Source organism: Acidithiobacillus sp. TH-A67 (assembly GCF_057473545.1).
Window position 1 is genome coordinate 55,281 of the sequence record NZ_JBYCKU010000040.1, and the last position, 15,475, is coordinate 70,755.

At 58.5% G+C, this 15,475-nt stretch carries 17 protein-coding genes and 1 pseudogene; 1 reads left to right on the forward strand and 17 read right to left on the reverse strand.

What is annotated here, in order from left to right:
* Position 1 precedes the first annotated feature (1 nt).
* Positions 2-574, forward strand: coding sequence for a Maf family protein (locus tag AC2VNM_RS06265; RefSeq protein ID WP_483165447.1), 573 nt, complete (start codon positions 2-4; stop codon positions 572-574).
* A gap of 20 nt (positions 575-594) precedes the next feature.
* Here AC2VNM_RS06265 and pstA read toward each other — a convergent pair whose 3' ends face one another.
* The 17 genes and pseudogenes from pstA to AC2VNM_RS06350 all read right to left on the reverse strand — a co-directional run bounded on the left by pstA (position 595) and on the right by AC2VNM_RS06350 (position 15,457).
* Positions 595-1,509 carry a phosphate ABC transporter permease PstA gene (pstA, locus tag AC2VNM_RS06270; protein WP_483165446.1) on the reverse strand — a complete coding sequence of 305 codons (915 nt, stop codon included), beginning with the start codon at positions 1,507-1,509 and terminating at the stop codon, positions 595-597.
* Positions 1,506-2,465, reverse strand: coding sequence for a phosphate ABC transporter permease subunit PstC (gene pstC, locus AC2VNM_RS06275; RefSeq protein ID WP_483165445.1), 960 nt, complete (start codon positions 2,463-2,465; stop codon positions 1,506-1,508). Before pstC ends, pstA begins: the two co-directional genes overlap by 4 nt.
* Before the next feature lie 117 nt (positions 2,466-2,582).
* Entirely contained in the window at positions 2,583-3,668 is a 1,086-nt protein-coding gene (pstS, locus tag AC2VNM_RS06280) for a phosphate ABC transporter substrate-binding protein PstS (RefSeq protein WP_483165444.1), read from the reverse strand.
* 259 nt (positions 3,669-3,927) lie between these two features.
* On the reverse strand, positions 3,928-4,023 hold the full coding sequence (locus AC2VNM_RS06285; protein WP_483165443.1) for a hypothetical protein: 96 nt from the start codon (positions 4,021-4,023) through the stop codon (positions 3,928-3,930).
* 251 nt (positions 4,024-4,274) lie between these two features.
* Positions 4,275-4,652: a DsrE family protein gene (locus AC2VNM_RS06290; protein ID WP_483165442.1), complete on the reverse strand. Its 378-nt coding sequence runs from the start codon at positions 4,650-4,652 to the stop codon at positions 4,275-4,277.
* 81 nt (positions 4,653-4,733) lie between these two features.
* Positions 4,734-5,237, reverse strand: a complete 504-nt coding sequence (locus AC2VNM_RS06295; protein ID WP_483165441.1) for a SixA phosphatase family protein — start codon at positions 5,235-5,237, stop codon at positions 4,734-4,736.
* Positions 5,191-5,601 (reverse strand): hypothetical protein, encoded by a 411-nt coding sequence (locus AC2VNM_RS06300; RefSeq protein WP_483165440.1) that lies wholly within the window; start codon positions 5,599-5,601, stop codon positions 5,191-5,193. The genes AC2VNM_RS06295 and AC2VNM_RS06300 overlap by 47 nt, the downstream gene beginning before the upstream one ends.
* On the reverse strand, positions 5,598-6,944 hold the full coding sequence (der, locus tag AC2VNM_RS06305; RefSeq protein ID WP_483165439.1) for a ribosome biogenesis GTPase Der: 1,347 nt from the start codon (positions 6,942-6,944) through the stop codon (positions 5,598-5,600). The genes AC2VNM_RS06300 and der overlap by 4 nt, the downstream gene beginning before the upstream one ends.
* Before the next feature lie 5 nt (positions 6,945-6,949).
* Positions 6,950-8,149 carry an outer membrane protein assembly factor BamB gene (bamB, locus tag AC2VNM_RS06310; protein ID WP_483165438.1) on the reverse strand — a complete coding sequence of 400 codons (1,200 nt, stop codon included), beginning with the start codon at positions 8,147-8,149 and terminating at the stop codon, positions 6,950-6,952.
* Entirely contained in the window at positions 8,149-8,757 is a 609-nt protein-coding gene (locus tag AC2VNM_RS06315) for a YfgM family protein (RefSeq protein ID WP_483165437.1), read from the reverse strand. The genes bamB and AC2VNM_RS06315 overlap by 1 nt, the downstream gene beginning before the upstream one ends.
* Positions 8,758-8,801: 44 nt before the next feature.
* The gene (gene hisS / locus AC2VNM_RS06320) at positions 8,802-10,070 is read right to left on the reverse strand and encodes a histidine--tRNA ligase (protein WP_483165436.1); all 1,269 of its coding nucleotides are present in this window, start codon (positions 10,068-10,070) and stop codon (positions 8,802-8,804) included.
* A gap of 12 nt (positions 10,071-10,082) precedes the next feature.
* Positions 10,083-11,182 (reverse strand): annotated as a pseudogene (gene ispG, locus AC2VNM_RS06325) (flavodoxin-dependent (E)-4-hydroxy-3-methylbut-2-enyl-diphosphate synthase).
* On the reverse strand, positions 11,151-12,206 hold the full coding sequence (locus AC2VNM_RS06330; RefSeq protein ID WP_483165434.1) for a RodZ domain-containing protein: 1,056 nt from the start codon (positions 12,204-12,206) through the stop codon (positions 11,151-11,153). The pseudogene ispG and the gene AC2VNM_RS06330 overlap by 32 nt, the downstream one beginning before the upstream one ends.
* A complete protein-coding gene (gene pilW / locus AC2VNM_RS06335; protein WP_483165433.1) occupies positions 12,130-12,990 on the reverse strand; it encodes a type IV pilus biogenesis/stability protein PilW in 861 nt (286 codons plus the stop codon). The genes AC2VNM_RS06330 and pilW overlap by 77 nt, the downstream gene beginning before the upstream one ends.
* A 3-nt stretch (positions 12,991-12,993) precedes the next feature.
* A complete protein-coding gene (rlmN, locus tag AC2VNM_RS06340; RefSeq protein WP_483165432.1) occupies positions 12,994-14,082 on the reverse strand; it encodes a dual-specificity RNA methyltransferase RlmN in 1,089 nt (362 codons plus the stop codon).
* Complete coding sequence (ndk, locus tag AC2VNM_RS06345) at positions 14,079-14,507, reverse strand: nucleoside-diphosphate kinase (protein WP_483165431.1); 429 nt, start codon at positions 14,505-14,507, stop codon at positions 14,079-14,081. The genes rlmN and ndk overlap by 4 nt, the downstream gene beginning before the upstream one ends.
* A gap of 98 nt (positions 14,508-14,605) precedes the next feature.
* The gene (locus AC2VNM_RS06350) at positions 14,606-15,457 is read right to left on the reverse strand and encodes a DUF1641 domain-containing protein (RefSeq protein ID WP_483165430.1); all 852 of its coding nucleotides are present in this window, start codon (positions 15,455-15,457) and stop codon (positions 14,606-14,608) included.
* Positions 15,458-15,475: the final 18 nt, after the last annotated feature.

Consider the following 15,475-nt stretch of genomic DNA (forward strand, 5'->3'; position numbering starts at 1 on the left):
TATGCAGCTTATCCTAGCCTCTTCCAGTCCCTACCGACGGGAATTGCTCGCCCGCCTGGGCATCCCCTTTACCTGGCAGTCGCCGGCGATTGATGAGAGCCGCAAGACTGAGGAAGCACCGGAGGCACTCGTACAACGCCTCGCCCATGAAAAGGCCCGCGTGGTCTGGCAGCAACACCCGGAAGCCTGGGTCATTGGCGCTGACCAGCTGGTACGTTGCGACGGCGCCCTGTTGGGCAAGTCGGGTTCTGCCGAACAGGCCTTTGCCCAGTTACAGATGATGCAGGGAAAAAAAGTAGAGCTGTTGAATGGTCTCTGTCTGCTGGGTCCGTCCGGTGACGCGCAGACCGAATTGATTCCCTACCACGTGTTGATGCGCAAATTTGGCGAAGACGAGATTGTCCGCTACATCGAGAAAGAGCAACCATTCGATTGCGCTGGGAGCCTGCGCTCCGAAGGACTAGGTATTTGTCTGATCGAGCGCATGGAGGGAGAAGACCCCAATGCCATCATTGGCCTTCCCCTCATTCGCTTGTCAGCCATGTTGCGCGCGGCGGGGTTTACCCTTCCTTGAACTAACTGACGAACTAGCTTTTATTGGTAAGCGCCACGCTTACGCAACTGCTGCACCATCAGCCAACGCCCGAGCAATATCAGTCCCAGTACCACCATGGTAATCAAAAACGCTGCCGCAAAGGCGAGGATGTGGGCCTCTTCAAAAGGCTCGTTGATAAAAGTCCAGATGACGTAGGTCAAGTACCCAATCGGCTGGTTGGTCAACTGCCCATTCCACATGTAATTGGACCATCCTGCGGTATAGATCAGCGGCGCCGTCTCCCCCATCGAGAGGGCCAAGGCGTAAAACAACCCCGTCATGACCGCTGGCATGGCTCCGGGCAGAAGAATCTGTAATATCACCGTGCCTTCGCCCGCGCCAATACCAAAGCCCGCCTCTCGCACGGCTTGCGGGATATTGCTCAGCGCCATCTCGGTGGTACGGGCAATATACGGTAACAGCATGACACTCAGGGTAATGATGCCGGCCGCCACGGAAAACTGCCAACCGAGATAGATCACCATGGTGATATACCCCACGTAACCCAACACAATGGATGGAACGCCCACCAGAACATCGGACAGAAAACGCAGGGATTTGCCGGCGAAGCCGCTACCGAACTCGCTCAGGTAGATACCCGCCGCAATGCCGATGGGCGCCGAGATCAGCAGGGAACCGAGAGAAAGAACGAGGGTACCTTCGATGGCATTTTTCAGGCCACCGCCCATCCCCGTGCTCACCTCGGTCAGAAGACTAAGCTTCAATCCGGGCAATGCCTTGAGGAATACATCCAATATGATGGACAGGAAAGCAACGGCAACGATGACGAAACTGAACCAGACAAAGGCGGTGCCGAGGGTACGAAAGAGATGACGTTTCCAGGAAACGCGGATTTGCCGGCGGGTAGAACCGACGCTGGCGGTCATGGACGTCGTGAGATTGGATGTACTCATGAGCGCACCTTCGCTCCCCAGAGGATCATACGGGCAATGATATTTACAATCACGGTAAGCAGGAGAAGCACCAGAGCGATCTCCGCCAAGGCTTCCACCGCCATGTTGGTGGGATCCTGCAGGGCACTCTCCAACTGCGAGACGATAAACGCTGCCATGGTGGATATCGGGGTGTAGATGTTATTTGGCAGATAGTTGAGGGCATTACCACTGACCATGACAACGGCCATGGTTTCGCCGAGGGCACGTCCCAGGGCCAGAATGGAGACGCCGACCAGGGTCGTCTTGAGCTTGGGCAGGATGATATTCCACAGCACCTCCAGACGATTCAGCCCGAGACCCAGGCCCGCTTCCTTGAGAGATGGTTCGATGGCGCTGATACCTTCACGCATCGTCGCCGAGATCAGCGGCACGATCATGAACGCCAGGACGATGGCGGTGGTCAACAAGCCATAGCCGCTGCCCGGGCTGCCACCCAGATAAGGAATAAACCCAATGTGCTGGGTCATCCATGGAAATACCGTCTGACCCAAAAGGGGAATCAGCAACACATATCCCCACAGTCCGAAAACCACACTGGGGATGGCCGCCAACAAATCGACCAGCAGTGCGAGCGGTCCGGAAAGCCACTTGGGCATCATCTCAACGAGAAAATAGGCGGCACCCACCGCAATCGGAAGTGCAAACAGAAGGGCAAGGAAGGAGCTAGCCAAGGTGCCAACAACAAGAAACCAGATTCCGTAGCGTGCACCCGGCATGACTTGTTGGCCGTGGATCATGACCGGATTGCCATAGAGATTGCCGAGATTCCAATCGTTAGTCCACAAAAATTGCAGGCCATTGTAGTGAATCGCAGGCCAGGAATAGGCCGTCAGAAAAACCACGAGAAGGATGAGTGATAACGGCAGAAAGCTGGCCGTGCCTACTAATCCAAAGCGAAAAACGGAAACCTTCATGTTCACCCTCCGGTGGAGCAGGTCTCATAATAAACGCGCGGCACTTCCGACAAAAGGGCCGCGTCGTTTATTCTGTGGAGAGCCCGGGTCGCAGACCCAGGCTCCCGGGCCGAAAATTTACTGAATCTCGGCAACCTGCTTGCGGGACAACTCCACAGCACTCTCCGGTAGCGGTACGAAGTGTACCTTTTCCATGAAGTGCAAGGCGTTGCCACCCTTGGGATCGAGCGCCCAGTTGAGGAAATCCTTCAGGGCCGCAGCGGTTTCTGGATTCGGCTGCTGCTTCTTCACGATGGCATATTCATAGTTGATGATCGGATAGGAGTTCTTGCCCGGGGCATAGACCAGGCTGATCCGCTCATCGGCCGGGGTCTTGCTGACCATTTCGCCGGCGGCCGCCTTCGCGTTCTCCACGGTGGGCAACACAAAGTTACCGTCACGATTCTTCAGCATGGCGATACCCAGACCCGCCTTCTCTACCGGCTCCTTCCAGCTGATGCCGATGTAGGCCACACCATAGGGGGTGGACTTCAGGGCTTCGACCATTCCGGGGTTGCCGACGGCGCCGATTCCGCCCTGTACGGTCGGCCAGCTCACCGTGGTGCTGTAGCCAACGCTCTTGGCCCAGGTGGCATCGGTGTCGGAGAGGTAGGTGGTGAAGATGAAGGTGTCACCGGAACCATCGGTACGATGGATCGGGATGATCTTGTGATTGGGCAGCTTGATGCCGGGATTCATCTTGGCGATCTCAGGATCATCCCAGTTGGTGATCTTGCCGGAATAGATGCCCGCCAGCACCGGCCCGGAGAGCTTGATGTGCTTCTTGTTCAGACCCGGCAGATTGTAGTTGATCATCTGGATGGAGATGGCCAGGGGGATGTTCAACATCGGATGCATCTTCACCTGGGCATCCGACATGTAGGCATCGGACGCACCGATCTGGGCCACGCCAGAGATGGACTGGGCAATACCCGTGCCGCTACCGGTACCCTGGGTGGTGATCTTCACGTTGGGATGCATCTTGGTGTACTCCGGCACCCACAGGTTGAATAGGGGGTACAACAGGGTGGAACCGGTCTCCAGCAGGCTAACCTGCGGAGCCGCAACAGCGGGCGTAGCGGCGGTGGCAGCAAGGCCGAGGAGGGACGCAACAACGGCGCCCTTCATGGCGTGAGCGACGGTCTTCTTGAAACCTGGCAACATAAAACCTCCGAAGATGGCGTTATCAAAGTCACTGCAGCATAGTAGGAGACTTCACAATCAGAAATCCCTATGCGCTGCCAATCATACCGAAAGTTCATGACACTATCATGAACTTTTTATGACACTTTTGTGACACTCGACTTCGCGTGATGCTAGAGGATATCGCGCCAACTGAAGTCTTTCTTGATATAGGCGTTACTCTGATACCCATCCCGCTCCCAGGTGCCCTCGGGTCTCTCGGCACTCAAATCAACACGATTCAGCCAGTTGACGATTTTTTAGCCATACATCTGGGGACCAGCAAACGCAACGGGTAGCCACCCTTGCGCAGCAACGGCTGTCCTGCAATATGCATCGCCAGGATATGCCACGGAAACGGGGAAAAATGTTGAAACTAGAAAGCAAGAATCGAGTCGAGCAACGCAAAGTTGAAAAGTAGAACGAGCACCAAGTGCAAGACGTGCGCCCCGCGCGGATACGATATCGTTTGCGATTTTTCTACGATTCGGAAAGCCGCCATGCTCGCTCCGTCCTGATCCTGTCCGTAACCACATAGACAGTTCCCGAATGGATGCAGGTGTGCCCGCGATTCGCGGGCACTGCAATTTACCAGGTCAGAACGCGGCCGGCAGCGCCCAGGGTGGGCAGAGCAGAGCTGGGATTCAACAGTGGGATCTCTTTTGCCAAGTCATCCTTGGTCATTCCGTTCAACTCCAAAGACTGCAGACAGCCAATGATCCGCACATCGTTGTCTTCCGCGAGCTTCATGAAGTCGGCAACACTCTTGCCGCCGGGCATGGGGAAAATCGACTCGGCCTTCCCCTTGGCGAGAAGCTCGGTCGCTGGGCCGGTGAAGTACATCACCACCTTTTGTTCACCCGCAGCGGCAGTCGCTGCCAGAAAAAAGGCCGAAGGCAAGCGCTTTGGATTCTCTGGCCCGGTAATGAGGATAATCACGAGATCTGGGGCTTCACTTTCCGACATAAGTCATCTCCTTTCGAGGGTACGATAGATGATGGAACACGGGCGCGAATCAGTTGCTCCCGTTTAGACACCTTAGCACGCTCACGGATTTTTTTCAGAAGGGTTTGCAGCTGCGAAAAGCTCTGGACGAAAGTGCCCGAGAAAGTGAAATCGCCCGCCGGAAGTCTTTTCGTGCAAAAACGTCACGCTGGCTTTACCTATCGGCAAGTGGATGCCCGCCAGTTGCGCAATCCAGTCGCCGAGCAAGGGCTGGTGTCCTACGAGAATCACCTGCTCTGCCAGGCATTCTTCCCAAGCAAAGCGCAAACGGGCAAGGTCACCCGAGATGAGTGCCTCTTCGGGGCGATACACCGATGCCTGCAACTCTGCCTGCAGCGCCGCTGCGGTCTGCCGTGTACGCACTTTAGGGCTGTACCAGATTTCCGCGTCTTGCAGGTGGAAATGGTGCAGAGCCCCAGCAACAGCAGCAGCCTGCGCTTCGCCGCGTGCAGTCAAGCGGCGCCCGGCATCGCTGCCGTCGGCACTATGCTCTTCGGCTTCAGCGTGACGAATAAGGACGAGATCCAGGTTGCACCTCCTGCCCAAACCAGAGCTTGCTCCACTTTCGCGGCGTGAAGCGCGCCAGAATCGAAACGATGGCGATCCCGATCAGCGCTGTCATCCACGTGTCTATGCGTTGCGCCGAGGCCGGCCCTGGCCCGGTGAATATGTCGATCGCCGAGAGAATCGCGCCCAGAAAAATCACCAGCGGTCGCCAGCCGTAGGGCGTGAGTTTCGGCCAGCTGCGGGCAATGGCGCCCAGGGCCAGGGCGGCCCACAAGGCATAGGCGATTGCCAACCCCCAATGCCACGCCGGCAGTTGCAGGATGCTGAAAAAGTGTTGCAACAAGAAGGCGGCGTAGAGAATCCCGGCGGGTAGCCACCAACGATAGGATGATGAGAGGTTCATGCACGTGCTCCACGACTGGCATAGGGATTCTCCCCCTGACGAAAGAGCAGACGGAGGGGGACCCCATCAAGCTTCAGCGCCGTGCGAAACGCCGTCTCCAGATAGCGCTTGTAAGCCCCGGGCAAGCGGTCGAGCTGATTGCCGTGAAAGACCAGAGTGATTGGCTGGGTACCACCCTGGTGGCAATAGCGCAGTTTGATCCGTCGACCCGCGACCAGCGGCGGCTGATGGCCGCTGACGATATCCTCCAGCAGGCGGTTGAGTTCGCCAGTGGAAAAATGTCGCTGACTGTTTTGCCATAGTTTGTCGATGCTGCGGTACAACTCTCCGACTCCACTACCATGCAGGGCAGAAATAGTGTGAAACGGCGCGTAGCGGAGAAAGGCCAGCCGTCGTTCCAGCTCGTCCTTGATGCGCTCTCGCGCGCGGGATTCCAAACCATCCCATTTATTCAGTACCAGAACGATCGGGCGGCCGAGTTCTACCGCGACACCCACCAGATGCGCATCCTGATCACTGACACCGGCATGCGCGTCCATGACCATCAGCACTACGTCCGCCTCACGCAGGGCTGCGAGCGTCTTCAGCACGGTCAGCTTCTCCAGCCCCTCTCCTACCCGCGCACGCCGTCGCACTCCAGCAGTGTCGATCATTACGTAGCGCCGTCCCGCACGTTCATAGGGAATGCGGATGCTGTCGCGAGTGGTCCCCGGCTGATCAAAAACGATGACCCTTTTTTCCCCCAACATGGCGTTGACCAGGGTGGATTTTCCGACATTCGGACGTCCCAGCACCGCAATGGCTGGGCCATCCTCCAGTTCACTCGACGTTTCGGCTCCAGTCGGTGCCTCGGCTAGCAGGGCTGAAATGGCGGCCCATAGCTGTTCCATCCCGTGACCATGGGCAGCGGAGAGGGTGATGGGTGTTCCCAGTCCGAGGCGATGGAATTCCGGCAACTCTGCCACTGCATGCCGCGCATCCATTTTGTTGACCAGCAGTAGTACCGGCTTACCGCTGCGCCGCAATTCCCGGGCGATTTCTTCGTCCTGGCCAGCCAGCCCCTCTTTGGCATCGACTAGGAACAGGAGGACATCGGCCTCGGTAATGGCTTGCCGCGTCTGGAGAGCCATGGCAGCGACCAGTCCCTCGCGTTCCTCCGGCTCGAAACCACCAGTATCGATAAGCAGATAATCCCGCTCTTGGTGCCGTGCCGTCCCATAGTGGCGATCACGGGTAAAACCGGGCATGTCTGCGACCAGCGCCTCCCGAGTACGGGTCAGCCGGTTGAATAGAGTGGACTTACCCACATTGGGGCGACCAACGAGTGCGAGTATTGCCGCCATGGCAACTACGGCTTCGCAAATTGCAGCTGATAGAGGGTTCCGACGCCACTCAATACGAGAAAACGATTTTTGCCAACACAAACCGGCGCGGTTTGGATCCCACTGCTGGAGACGGTTTCCTGCCCCGTACGATGGCCGGTTTGCGGGTCGATGGTGATCACCTGACCGGCATAATTGCTGAGCAACAGTTTGCCATCACAGAGGGTCATACCGCTCAACGACTGGCCCTTGAAACGCGTATTGCGCCACTCCACGGTACCGCTGGCGGGATCCATGGCGTAGATCTGGCCATCGCTGCCAGCGACAAAGAGCCTGCCATCGTGCAAAATCGGGGTGAGGATCGTTGACATTGGGCGAGTCCAGTCTTGCTCCCCACTATCCTTGCTAAAGGCTGCTATATTCCCCTGATAGGCGGCGGCAATGACGCGATTGCCATCCAGCAGCGGAGTTGCGGCGACGTCCACCATGCGCGCGAGTTCGTTGTTGCCATGGGGGATGGCAATGGTAGCGCGCCAGAGCTCGGCGCCATCGTCGGCGTTGAGGGCAAGCAGTTTACCGTCGGCAAAACCGGTATACAGAGTCTGGCCGGAAACAACGATGCCGCTGCTTCGCCGCAGCAGCAAGGACGGTTGTGGAAGGGAGAAGGTCCAGTCCACCGAGCCATTGTGGGTATCCAGGGCCAGCAAATGCCCATTCGACAACTGCAAGAAGAGGCGCTGATTGGCCACGGTAATGGGGCTGGTTGGCTCTGCGCCCAGCTGCACATCCCAAAGTTTCTTGCCCTGTGCAGCGGAGACCGCATAGAGCGTGCCGCGATCGGTGCCCACGTATACCACACCATCAGCAACTGTGGGGCCACGCGGACTCTTACCGTTCAGACGGGACACCCAGCGCAAACGCCCGCTACGGGAGAGAGCGAGCAGATCACCAGCGTCGTCGCTGAGATAAATTGCGCGGTCCGTCACGCAAATCTGCGTGGCGTTATAGGGGTCCAGGCGCCAGTTGCCATAGAGACGCGCCTGCCAGTCGGTGGCAAAGCCGACGGTGACCTTTTCTTGATGCATGGCCGCCATTGGCTTGGGCGCCGGCGCGGAAGGGCCAAAGGCCCAATTCCAGACACCACAACCACCCAGCGTGAAGATCGTTCCGAGCATAGCGATGGCACGCAGTCCAGTACGCATGCCGCCTGCCGTAGCATAGCTCATCAAGAAACTCCCAAATTTGCCATTTTCATTTGAAGGTATACCACATAGGGGTCACTTGCGGGCAGGTGTGCGACGGCTTTTTCGTAGTCGTCGCGAGCACGGTCATAGTGCCGCAGTTTCGCTTCCGCATCGCCGCGCAACTCCCAATCCACCGCTGCAAAGGCGCCATCGGGCTTCTGCAATAACTCCAGTGCTTGCTGATTTTTTCCGTTATCCACATACAATCGCGCCAGCGCGCTACGCGCCAGCCCCTGCATCCCCTTTGGCAGGTCAGATTGTCGGGTCAGCTGCAGAAACTGCTCTTCTGCCTTGTTATCCTGCTTGGCATCGATGTCCAACCGGGCCAGATAGAACCTCGCCATGCTGGCGTAGGGGGTAGCCGAATAATCATGGATCAGGGTTTCGGCGCTGGCGCGGGCCGTGGCGTCGTTGCCGCTTGCCAAGCTATCACTCAGCTCGCTGTACAGGACCGCTGCGCGTTCGACTTGATGCCGCTGGTATTTGTCGTAGGCAAAAAACGCCAGCACCCCGGCGATGATCAGCACGAAGACGACGATCAACAGCTTGCGATGACGTTGGAGGAATTCAGTAAAGTCAGGGCCAGTCATGAAGTTTTTGCCTGTGGCGTTCGCCACGTAGTATGGAGGGGGAGCTAGGGGAAATCAACGCCGAGGGTTGCCAAAGCGCGCGGCAGTTCTGCCCAGGGGCCGCGCCACTCGCCCTGCCCCTCTTGTTCCTTGAGGAAAATGTCGCCGCCCGTCAGGTCGCTACCGCCCAGCAATACCTGGTAGCGCGCCGCGCTGCGCTGCGCCTGTTTTAGCAAGGATTTCACCGAGCCCGGCCCGGCTACCACGACACTGTACCCCTGGCCGCGCAACTCCTCGGCGCGCTGGAAGACGGCTGACAATGCGGGCTCATCCAGGGCACCTAGAAAAAGTGCGGGACCCGTCGCGGATTTGCCCGCTTGCGTCAGCGACCGCAGCGCGAGAATCCGCTCCATACCCAAGGCAAAACCGATAGCCGGTGTTTCCGGACCGCCCAGTTGCGCCACCAGACCATCGTAGCGACCACCGGCAAGGACCGTACCCTGCGAACCCAACCCGTCTGCTACCCATTCGAATACGGTCCGATGGTAATAGTCGAGACCACGCACTAGGCGCGGGTTGACCGTATAAGCAATACCCATGGCCTGCAGCAGTTCCTGCAGAACTACGAAGTGTGCGGCCGACTCCGGATCGAGATGCTGCAGCAGCTGCGGGGCATCACAGGCGACCTTCTGACAGGACTCAATCTTGCAGTCGAGCACGCGCAGGGGGTTACGCTCCAGCCGCTCCTGACAATCGCTGCAGAGTTCTTGCGCGTGAGGACGCAGGTAAGCAAGAAGAATTTCGCGGTAACCGGCGCGCGACTCGGGCGTGCCTAGGGAATTGAGCTGTAGCTGCGCAGGAATTCCGGCGCTGGCCAGTAGTCGCGCCGACAGGGCAATGATCTCGGCGTCTGCGCTGGCACCAGCAATGCCAAAAAACTCGACTCCGAGCTGATGAAATTGGCGATAGCGGCCACGCTGTGGACGTTCATGGCGAAACATCGGCCCCATATAGTAAAGCCTGGGCGTCTGTCCGCGCAGGGCGCCATGCTCGATCAGCGCGCGCGCCACACCAGCGGTGCCCTCGGGACGCAGGGTCAGGAAGTCCCCATTGCGGTCGGCAAAGGTGTACATTTCTTTCTGCACGATATCGGTGACATCACCGATGGCACGGGCAAAGAGTGCGGTTTTCTCGACGATGGGCACGCGGATCTCTGCACAGCCATATTGCGCCAACACACTGCGGAAAGATTGCTCGAGTTGTTGCCAAGCGCTGCTTTCCGGCGGCAGGATGTCATTCATCCCCCGCACGGCGGTAAGGGTGGTTTTTGCCAAGGAGAATCGTCCTCAGACTTCGTTACGGGCGGCGCGACGCTCTGCCACTTCGGCGCGAATCCGTTTCTCGAGGACGTCGACGATATCCTGATTCTCGATCCGGTCCACCTGCTTGCCGCGGTAATAGAGGATGCTGCGTTTGTCTCCGCCGGTCAGTCCGATATCCGCTCCTTGGCCTCACCGATGCCATTGACCACACAGCCGATCACCGACACGTCCATGGGTTCGAGAATATCCTCCAGGCGCCTTTCCAGGGCATTGATGGTTTTGATGACGTCAAACTCCTGTCGGGAACAGGACGGACAGGCGATCAGATTGATCCCCTTTTGGCGCAGGTGCAGACTCTTGAGGATATCAAAGCCGACGCGAATCTCCTCGACCGGGTCCGCCGCCAGGGATACGCGGATGGTGTCTCCAATACCTTCGTTGAGAAGTAGACCCAGACCGATGGCAGATTTTACGGTCCCGGAACGCAGGCCACCTGCCTCAGTGATCCCCAGATGCAACGGGTAATCCACCTTCTGCGCAAGCAGACGATAGGCATCCACGGCTAGAAAGACGTCCGAGGCCTTGACGCTGATCTTGACGTCATGAAAATTAAGCTCGTCGAGGATGGCAACGTGCCGCAAAGCGGACTCCACCAATGCTTCTGGCGTTGGCTCGCCATATTTTTCCTGGAGGTCTTTTTCGAGGCTGCCGGCATTTACCCCAATGCGGATGGGAATGCCTTTGTCTTTCGCCATCTCCACGACCAGCCGCGCCTTATCGATCGAACCGATATTGCCGGGATTGATGCGCAGACCGTCCACTCCATCCGTCATTACCTGCAAGGCAATGCGATGATCAAAATGGATGTCGGCAACCAGCGGGACTTCGACCTGCGTGCGAATGGCCTTGAATGCCTCGGCTGCCTCCATACTGGGCACGGATACGCGAACGATGTCGGCACCCACTGCCTCGAGCCGCTGAATCTGCGCGACCGTGGCAGCCACGTCGCGGGTTTCGGTGTTGGTCATGCTTTGCACGGAGATCGGCGCGTCGCCCCCAATGGCGACCTTGCCTACATGGATCTGCCGGCTTTTACGACGCTGAATGGGTGACTGATGTTGCATGCGCTACCTCGCTGAAAGTAGATATGTCGCTTGCCACCGCTGCGTCAGAAGAAGAGGCAGTGGTGGCGGAGGGACGAGAAGACTGCTGCGATTGTGCCGCGGCCAGAGGGATTGGGGCAAGTTTTGCCGAGTTTGACGTGGCCGTGACCGGAGCCATACCCACCTGCATCCGCGCCACATTCAGGGCATTGGCCGGAAGGGTGATGGGTTTCCCCGCATAGGTAATTTGCACGGCACTTGCCTTACCTACCAGTATACGATACGGCGGCTGCCCTTGCGTTACCGAAACGTCCTGTCCTGCCCTGCCGAGGGTGGAAAGTACAATGTTGCCACTGGCATCGCGCACCTGTACCCAACAATCTCCGGTAAAATGAAAGGCCAAAGCGCCCACCTGGGAAGACAGTGTGCTTGCCGTTACCGACGTTGTCGCAGCGGTTGCTGCCGGTGAGAAGGCCGAGCCGGTAAGTGCTGCCGGTTCCGCTGGGGTTGACATGACCACTTGTGCGGCACTGTGCTGGACAGCCGATACACTGGCCGCAGTCGCAACCGGCGCCGGGGAGGAGGTCGATCCACCTCTGCCCCAGAGCCACCACCCAAGAAGAATCAGGGCAGCGGCAAGCAGAAGGGAAAAAAACAGCATCTTGCCGCTATAGTCGAGAAGCGGGAGTTCGCTGCGCGGCAGCACCACCTTGCTTGCCTCTAGGCCAGAACTGCCTTGATAACGGTCATAGGCGGCCAGCACGCGCTCTACGTCGAGATCGAGAAGACGTGCGTAGTTGCGCAGATACCCGCGGGCAAATGCGGCGCCCGGCAATTCGTCGAAGCGTCCCTCCTCCAGTGCCGTGATCTGGGTGCTGGTGATGTGCAGTTTCTGTGCGGCCTGCGCCAGATCCCAGCCGCGCGCGACTCGGGCCGACCGCAGTTGCGCCAAGAGTTCGACAAATTCTTCACCCATTGCTGCCGGCACCATGCTGCAAGAGTAGCGATTGCGCTGCTTTCCCTGCTGCAGAATAGGGGTTGGCATTGACACAACGCTCCCACAGGGAACGCGCCTGAGCCGGCTGCCCTTGTTGCCAGGCGATCCGGCCTGCGAGGAGCAGTGCCTGAGCATTGTTCGGTTCCTGCGCCAGCACCCCCTGCAGATGCCCATAAGCGGCCGGGAAATTTTTGTCCTGGTATTCCATTTCTGCCCATAGCAACAAGGCGGGGGGGTAGCCAGGCTTGAAATAGAGCGCCTTCTGCAAGGCAACAATGGCCGAGTTGTCTTGCTTCAACCCGCGGTAGGCCGCCGCGAGATTGGTCCAGGCATACTCCGGCGTATTGTATAAAGGATCTTTGGTGGCCTTGCTGAGCTGTTGTACCGCAGCAGAGAATTTACCCTGTTCCAGGAGGAACGCACCATAATTATTCAAAAATTCTGGGTTGTTGGGCTCGTCACTCAGGGCGCTCTGGAACGCGCTTTCAGCCAGCGCTGCCTCGCCCAGCGCCTGATAGGCCAGACCCAAGACGTTATAAGCATCACCGTGCTTGCCTGGCAGGCTGATGGCCTGTTTCAGCTCCCGCACCGCCGCGCGGGGATGCCCACCCTGAAGATATGCAGTCCCGAGAGAAGTGTAAATGGCCACCTGATCTGGTGGCCCCGAGCGGAGCGAGGCGGCGGGATTCGGTGGTGCATTGCGTGCCGCCGCCGCTGCCTCCTCTGCGGGAGTGAGCTTTTCGTGACCGGAAAACAGGGCACAGGCACTGGCCGAAAGAACCATACCCGCTAACAGGAGCGTGCGGATACGAGTAGAATCACGTCGTTGCATGGGTCAATTGAGCACCTGAAGAGGAACGCTACGCCGCCCTTGCTGGACTTGCCCGGCAAGCTGGCCGCAAGCGGCAGCGATGTCGTCACCGCGCGTCTTGCGCGTGACGGTCATCAGGCCGGCACGCAGAATGATCTCACGAAAGGCATCGATGCGGGCGGGAGAGCTGCGCCGGTAGCGCGATTCCGGGAAAGGATTGAAAGGGATCAGGTTCACCAAAGCCGGGATTCCAGCCAACAGGCGTACCAGCTCCCGGGCATGCTGATCCTGATCGTTGACACCTTCCAGCATCACATACTCGAAGGTGATCCGTCGCCGTGGCGGGAGAGGATACGCACGACAGGCCAGCAGAAGCTCAGCGAGGGGATAATGGCGATTGATGGGGACAAGCTCATCGCGAATGTCATCGCGGGTGGCGTGCAGACTGATTGCCAGGTTGACTGGGCTTTCCCGCCCCAACTGCGCCAAGCCCGGCAGCACCCCCGCGGTACTGACGGTCACCCGCCGCGAGCTGAGACCGTAACCGTAGTCATCCAAGAGCAGACGGATAGCGGGCAGCACCTGCTTCAGATTGAGGAGCGGTTCGCCCATACCCATGAAGACGACGTTGCTGATCGCATCAAGACCAAGGACGTGCCGCGCAACGCGAATCTGCGCAATGATCTCGTGCGTTTCCAGATTACGACTGAGCCCCTGCGCGCCCGTGGCGCAGAAACTGCAGGCTAGGGAGCAACCGACCTGGGAGGAGATGCACAGGGTGCCACGCTCCTCTTCGGGAATGAAAACCGTTTCAATGGCATTCCCGTCGGTCAATCCCAGCAACCATTTGCGCGTACCATCGGCGGCGAGCTGCTCACGCAGCACCTCGAGTTCCCCGGTTTCGCAGCTCTCCTCCAGTCGCGCACGCAAGGCCTTGCTGACGTTGCTCATTTGCGCAAAGTCGCTGACCTGCCGGGCGTGCAGCCATTGCAACACCTGGGAAGCGCGAAAGCGCGGCTCGCCCCACGAGACGAACAGCGCTTCCAGACCGGCCCGGTCAAGCCCCAGGAGTTTGGGGCGATCAGAGGCTTTCACCGGCGCAGAAACGCTCATGAGCGTGGGCACAACTCCCGTTGTGAGAAGAAGTAGGAAATTTCCCAAGCCGCCGTCTCGGCACTGTCGGAGCCATGCACGGCGTTGGCGTCGATACTTTCGGCAAAGTCCGCGCGAATGGTGCCGGGGGCGGCATCCTTGGGATTAGTGGCACCCATCAGGTCGCGGTTTTTCGCAATGGCATTTTCCCCCTCCAAAACCGATACCAGGACCGGACCGCTGCTCATAAAGGCGCACAATTCGCCGTAAAAGGGGCGTTGCTTGTGCACCGCATAAAATCCACCAGCGTCTTCGGCGCTGAGCTGCAGCATGCGGGCCGCAACAACCCGCAAGCCCGCATTTTCGAAACGACTGAGAATGGCTCCAATGGCATTTTTCTGGACGGCATCGGGCTTGATGATGGAAAGGGTGCGTTCAAGAGCCATAAACATCCTCTTAAGCTAGGCTATAAAATGGCGCAATCCTATCATCAGGCGCTTCCCGGAGCAATTTTCCTGGGCGATGGCCGCAGTCTTTCTCGCGGCTAGGCGGCGTTCCTGGGCAGTACACCGGCCTTCTGCAGATAGACCGGCAAGACAGCCACCACACGCATGCCACGCTGTACATCCGGGTCTTTCAACATGTGGTAAAGCCCGGAAATCCCGCCAGCGCTTCCCTGAGCTTCGTGTTCTGCAGCATCTTCCAGGGCCTTGGCCATCGCCTTACCGGAATGCAGCAAGGTGGCAAGGGTAGTCATCAGGGGGCCTTTCTCCTGTTCTTGCATGAGCTGTCCGAGCAATGACTCCAACGGGATGGTCTCCGCCAGCAAGCCAATCTGGCGACTCAAGTCTGCCACCCGCTGCAGATTGCCGTCCTCCTGCAGCTGACGCAGCAAGCGCAGGGCGGCGATGATGCTCTCATCGGCACGCGTCTCTTCCCAGAGATCTCCCAGCTTCTTGAGTTGTGCTACCAGATCATTGCCGGCACTCGTCTGCAGGAACTCCTGGAATGCCTGCACCTTGGGCATCACCTCGCCAAGCATTTGCATGGCCTGTGCCAAAGTTGCCCAGGGAATGTCCCGTACTACGTCTAGAATCTGCGGGACGAAACCGCGGATCAACTCGACGTTGTCGCGCAGAAACTCGGCATTATCCGTTACCCACTGCAGCACACCCGCGCGACGCAGCGCGTATACGGCGGCCAACAGTTCTTCGATGGAAGCTTCGAGTTCATAGCGTTCGTTCCATTCTCCAAGCCGCAAGGCCATACCCAGCACAGCACTGCTTGCCGGGCTACCGAGAAAAGACTCAGCGCCATTGATCATGCCTCCCAAGCGCGCCAGACCCGCCCATTGCTCTGAACTGAGACTGGGTGCCATATTCTGTTGCGTGGTCATTCTGCTCTCCTTTTTTGT

Coding starts and splice junctions, on each gene's coding strand:
- AC2VNM_RS06330 (WP_483165434.1), bottom strand. CDS start 12,206: ATGCCAACCCCTATTCTGCAGCAGGGAAAGCAGCGCAATCGCTACTCT.
- AC2VNM_RS06265 (WP_483165447.1), top strand. CDS start 2: ATGCAGCTTATCCTAGCCTCTTCCAGTCCCTACCGACGGGAATTGCTC.
- AC2VNM_RS06350 (WP_483165430.1), bottom strand. CDS start 15,457: ATGACCACGCAACAGAATATGGCACCCAGTCTCAGTTCAGAGCAATGG.
- ndk (WP_483165431.1), bottom strand. CDS start 14,507: ATGGCTCTTGAACGCACCCTTTCCATCATCAAGCCCGATGCCGTCCAG.
- pilW (WP_483165433.1), bottom strand. CDS start 12,990: ATGCAACGACGTGATTCTACTCGTATCCGCACGCTCCTGTTAGCGGGT.
- rlmN (WP_483165432.1), bottom strand. CDS start 14,082: ATGAGCGTTTCTGCGCCGGTGAAAGCCTCTGATCGCCCCAAACTCCTG.
- AC2VNM_RS06300 (WP_483165440.1), bottom strand. CDS start 5,601: ATGAACCTCTCATCATCCTATCGTTGGTGGCTACCCGCCGGGATTCTC.
- bamB (WP_483165438.1), bottom strand. CDS start 8,149: ATGAGCTATGCTACGGCAGGCGGCATGCGTACTGGACTGCGTGCCATC.
- pstA (WP_483165446.1), bottom strand. CDS start 1,509: ATGAGTACATCCAATCTCACGACGTCCATGACCGCCAGCGTCGGTTCT.
- der (WP_483165439.1), bottom strand. CDS start 6,944: ATGGCGGCAATACTCGCACTCGTTGGTCGCCCCAATGTGGGTAAGTCC.
- AC2VNM_RS06290 (WP_483165442.1), bottom strand. CDS start 4,652: ATGTCGGAAAGTGAAGCCCCAGATCTCGTGATTATCCTCATTACCGGG.
- AC2VNM_RS06315 (WP_483165437.1), bottom strand. CDS start 8,757: ATGACTGGCCCTGACTTTACTGAATTCCTCCAACGTCATCGCAAGCTG.
- pstS (WP_483165444.1), bottom strand. CDS start 3,668: ATGTTGCCAGGTTTCAAGAAGACCGTCGCTCACGCCATGAAGGGCGCC.
- AC2VNM_RS06285 (WP_483165443.1), bottom strand. CDS start 4,023: ATGCATATTGCAGGACAGCCGTTGCTGCGCAAGGGTGGCTACCCGTTG.
- pstC (WP_483165445.1), bottom strand. CDS start 2,465: ATGAAGGTTTCCGTTTTTCGCTTTGGATTAGTAGGCACGGCCAGCTTT.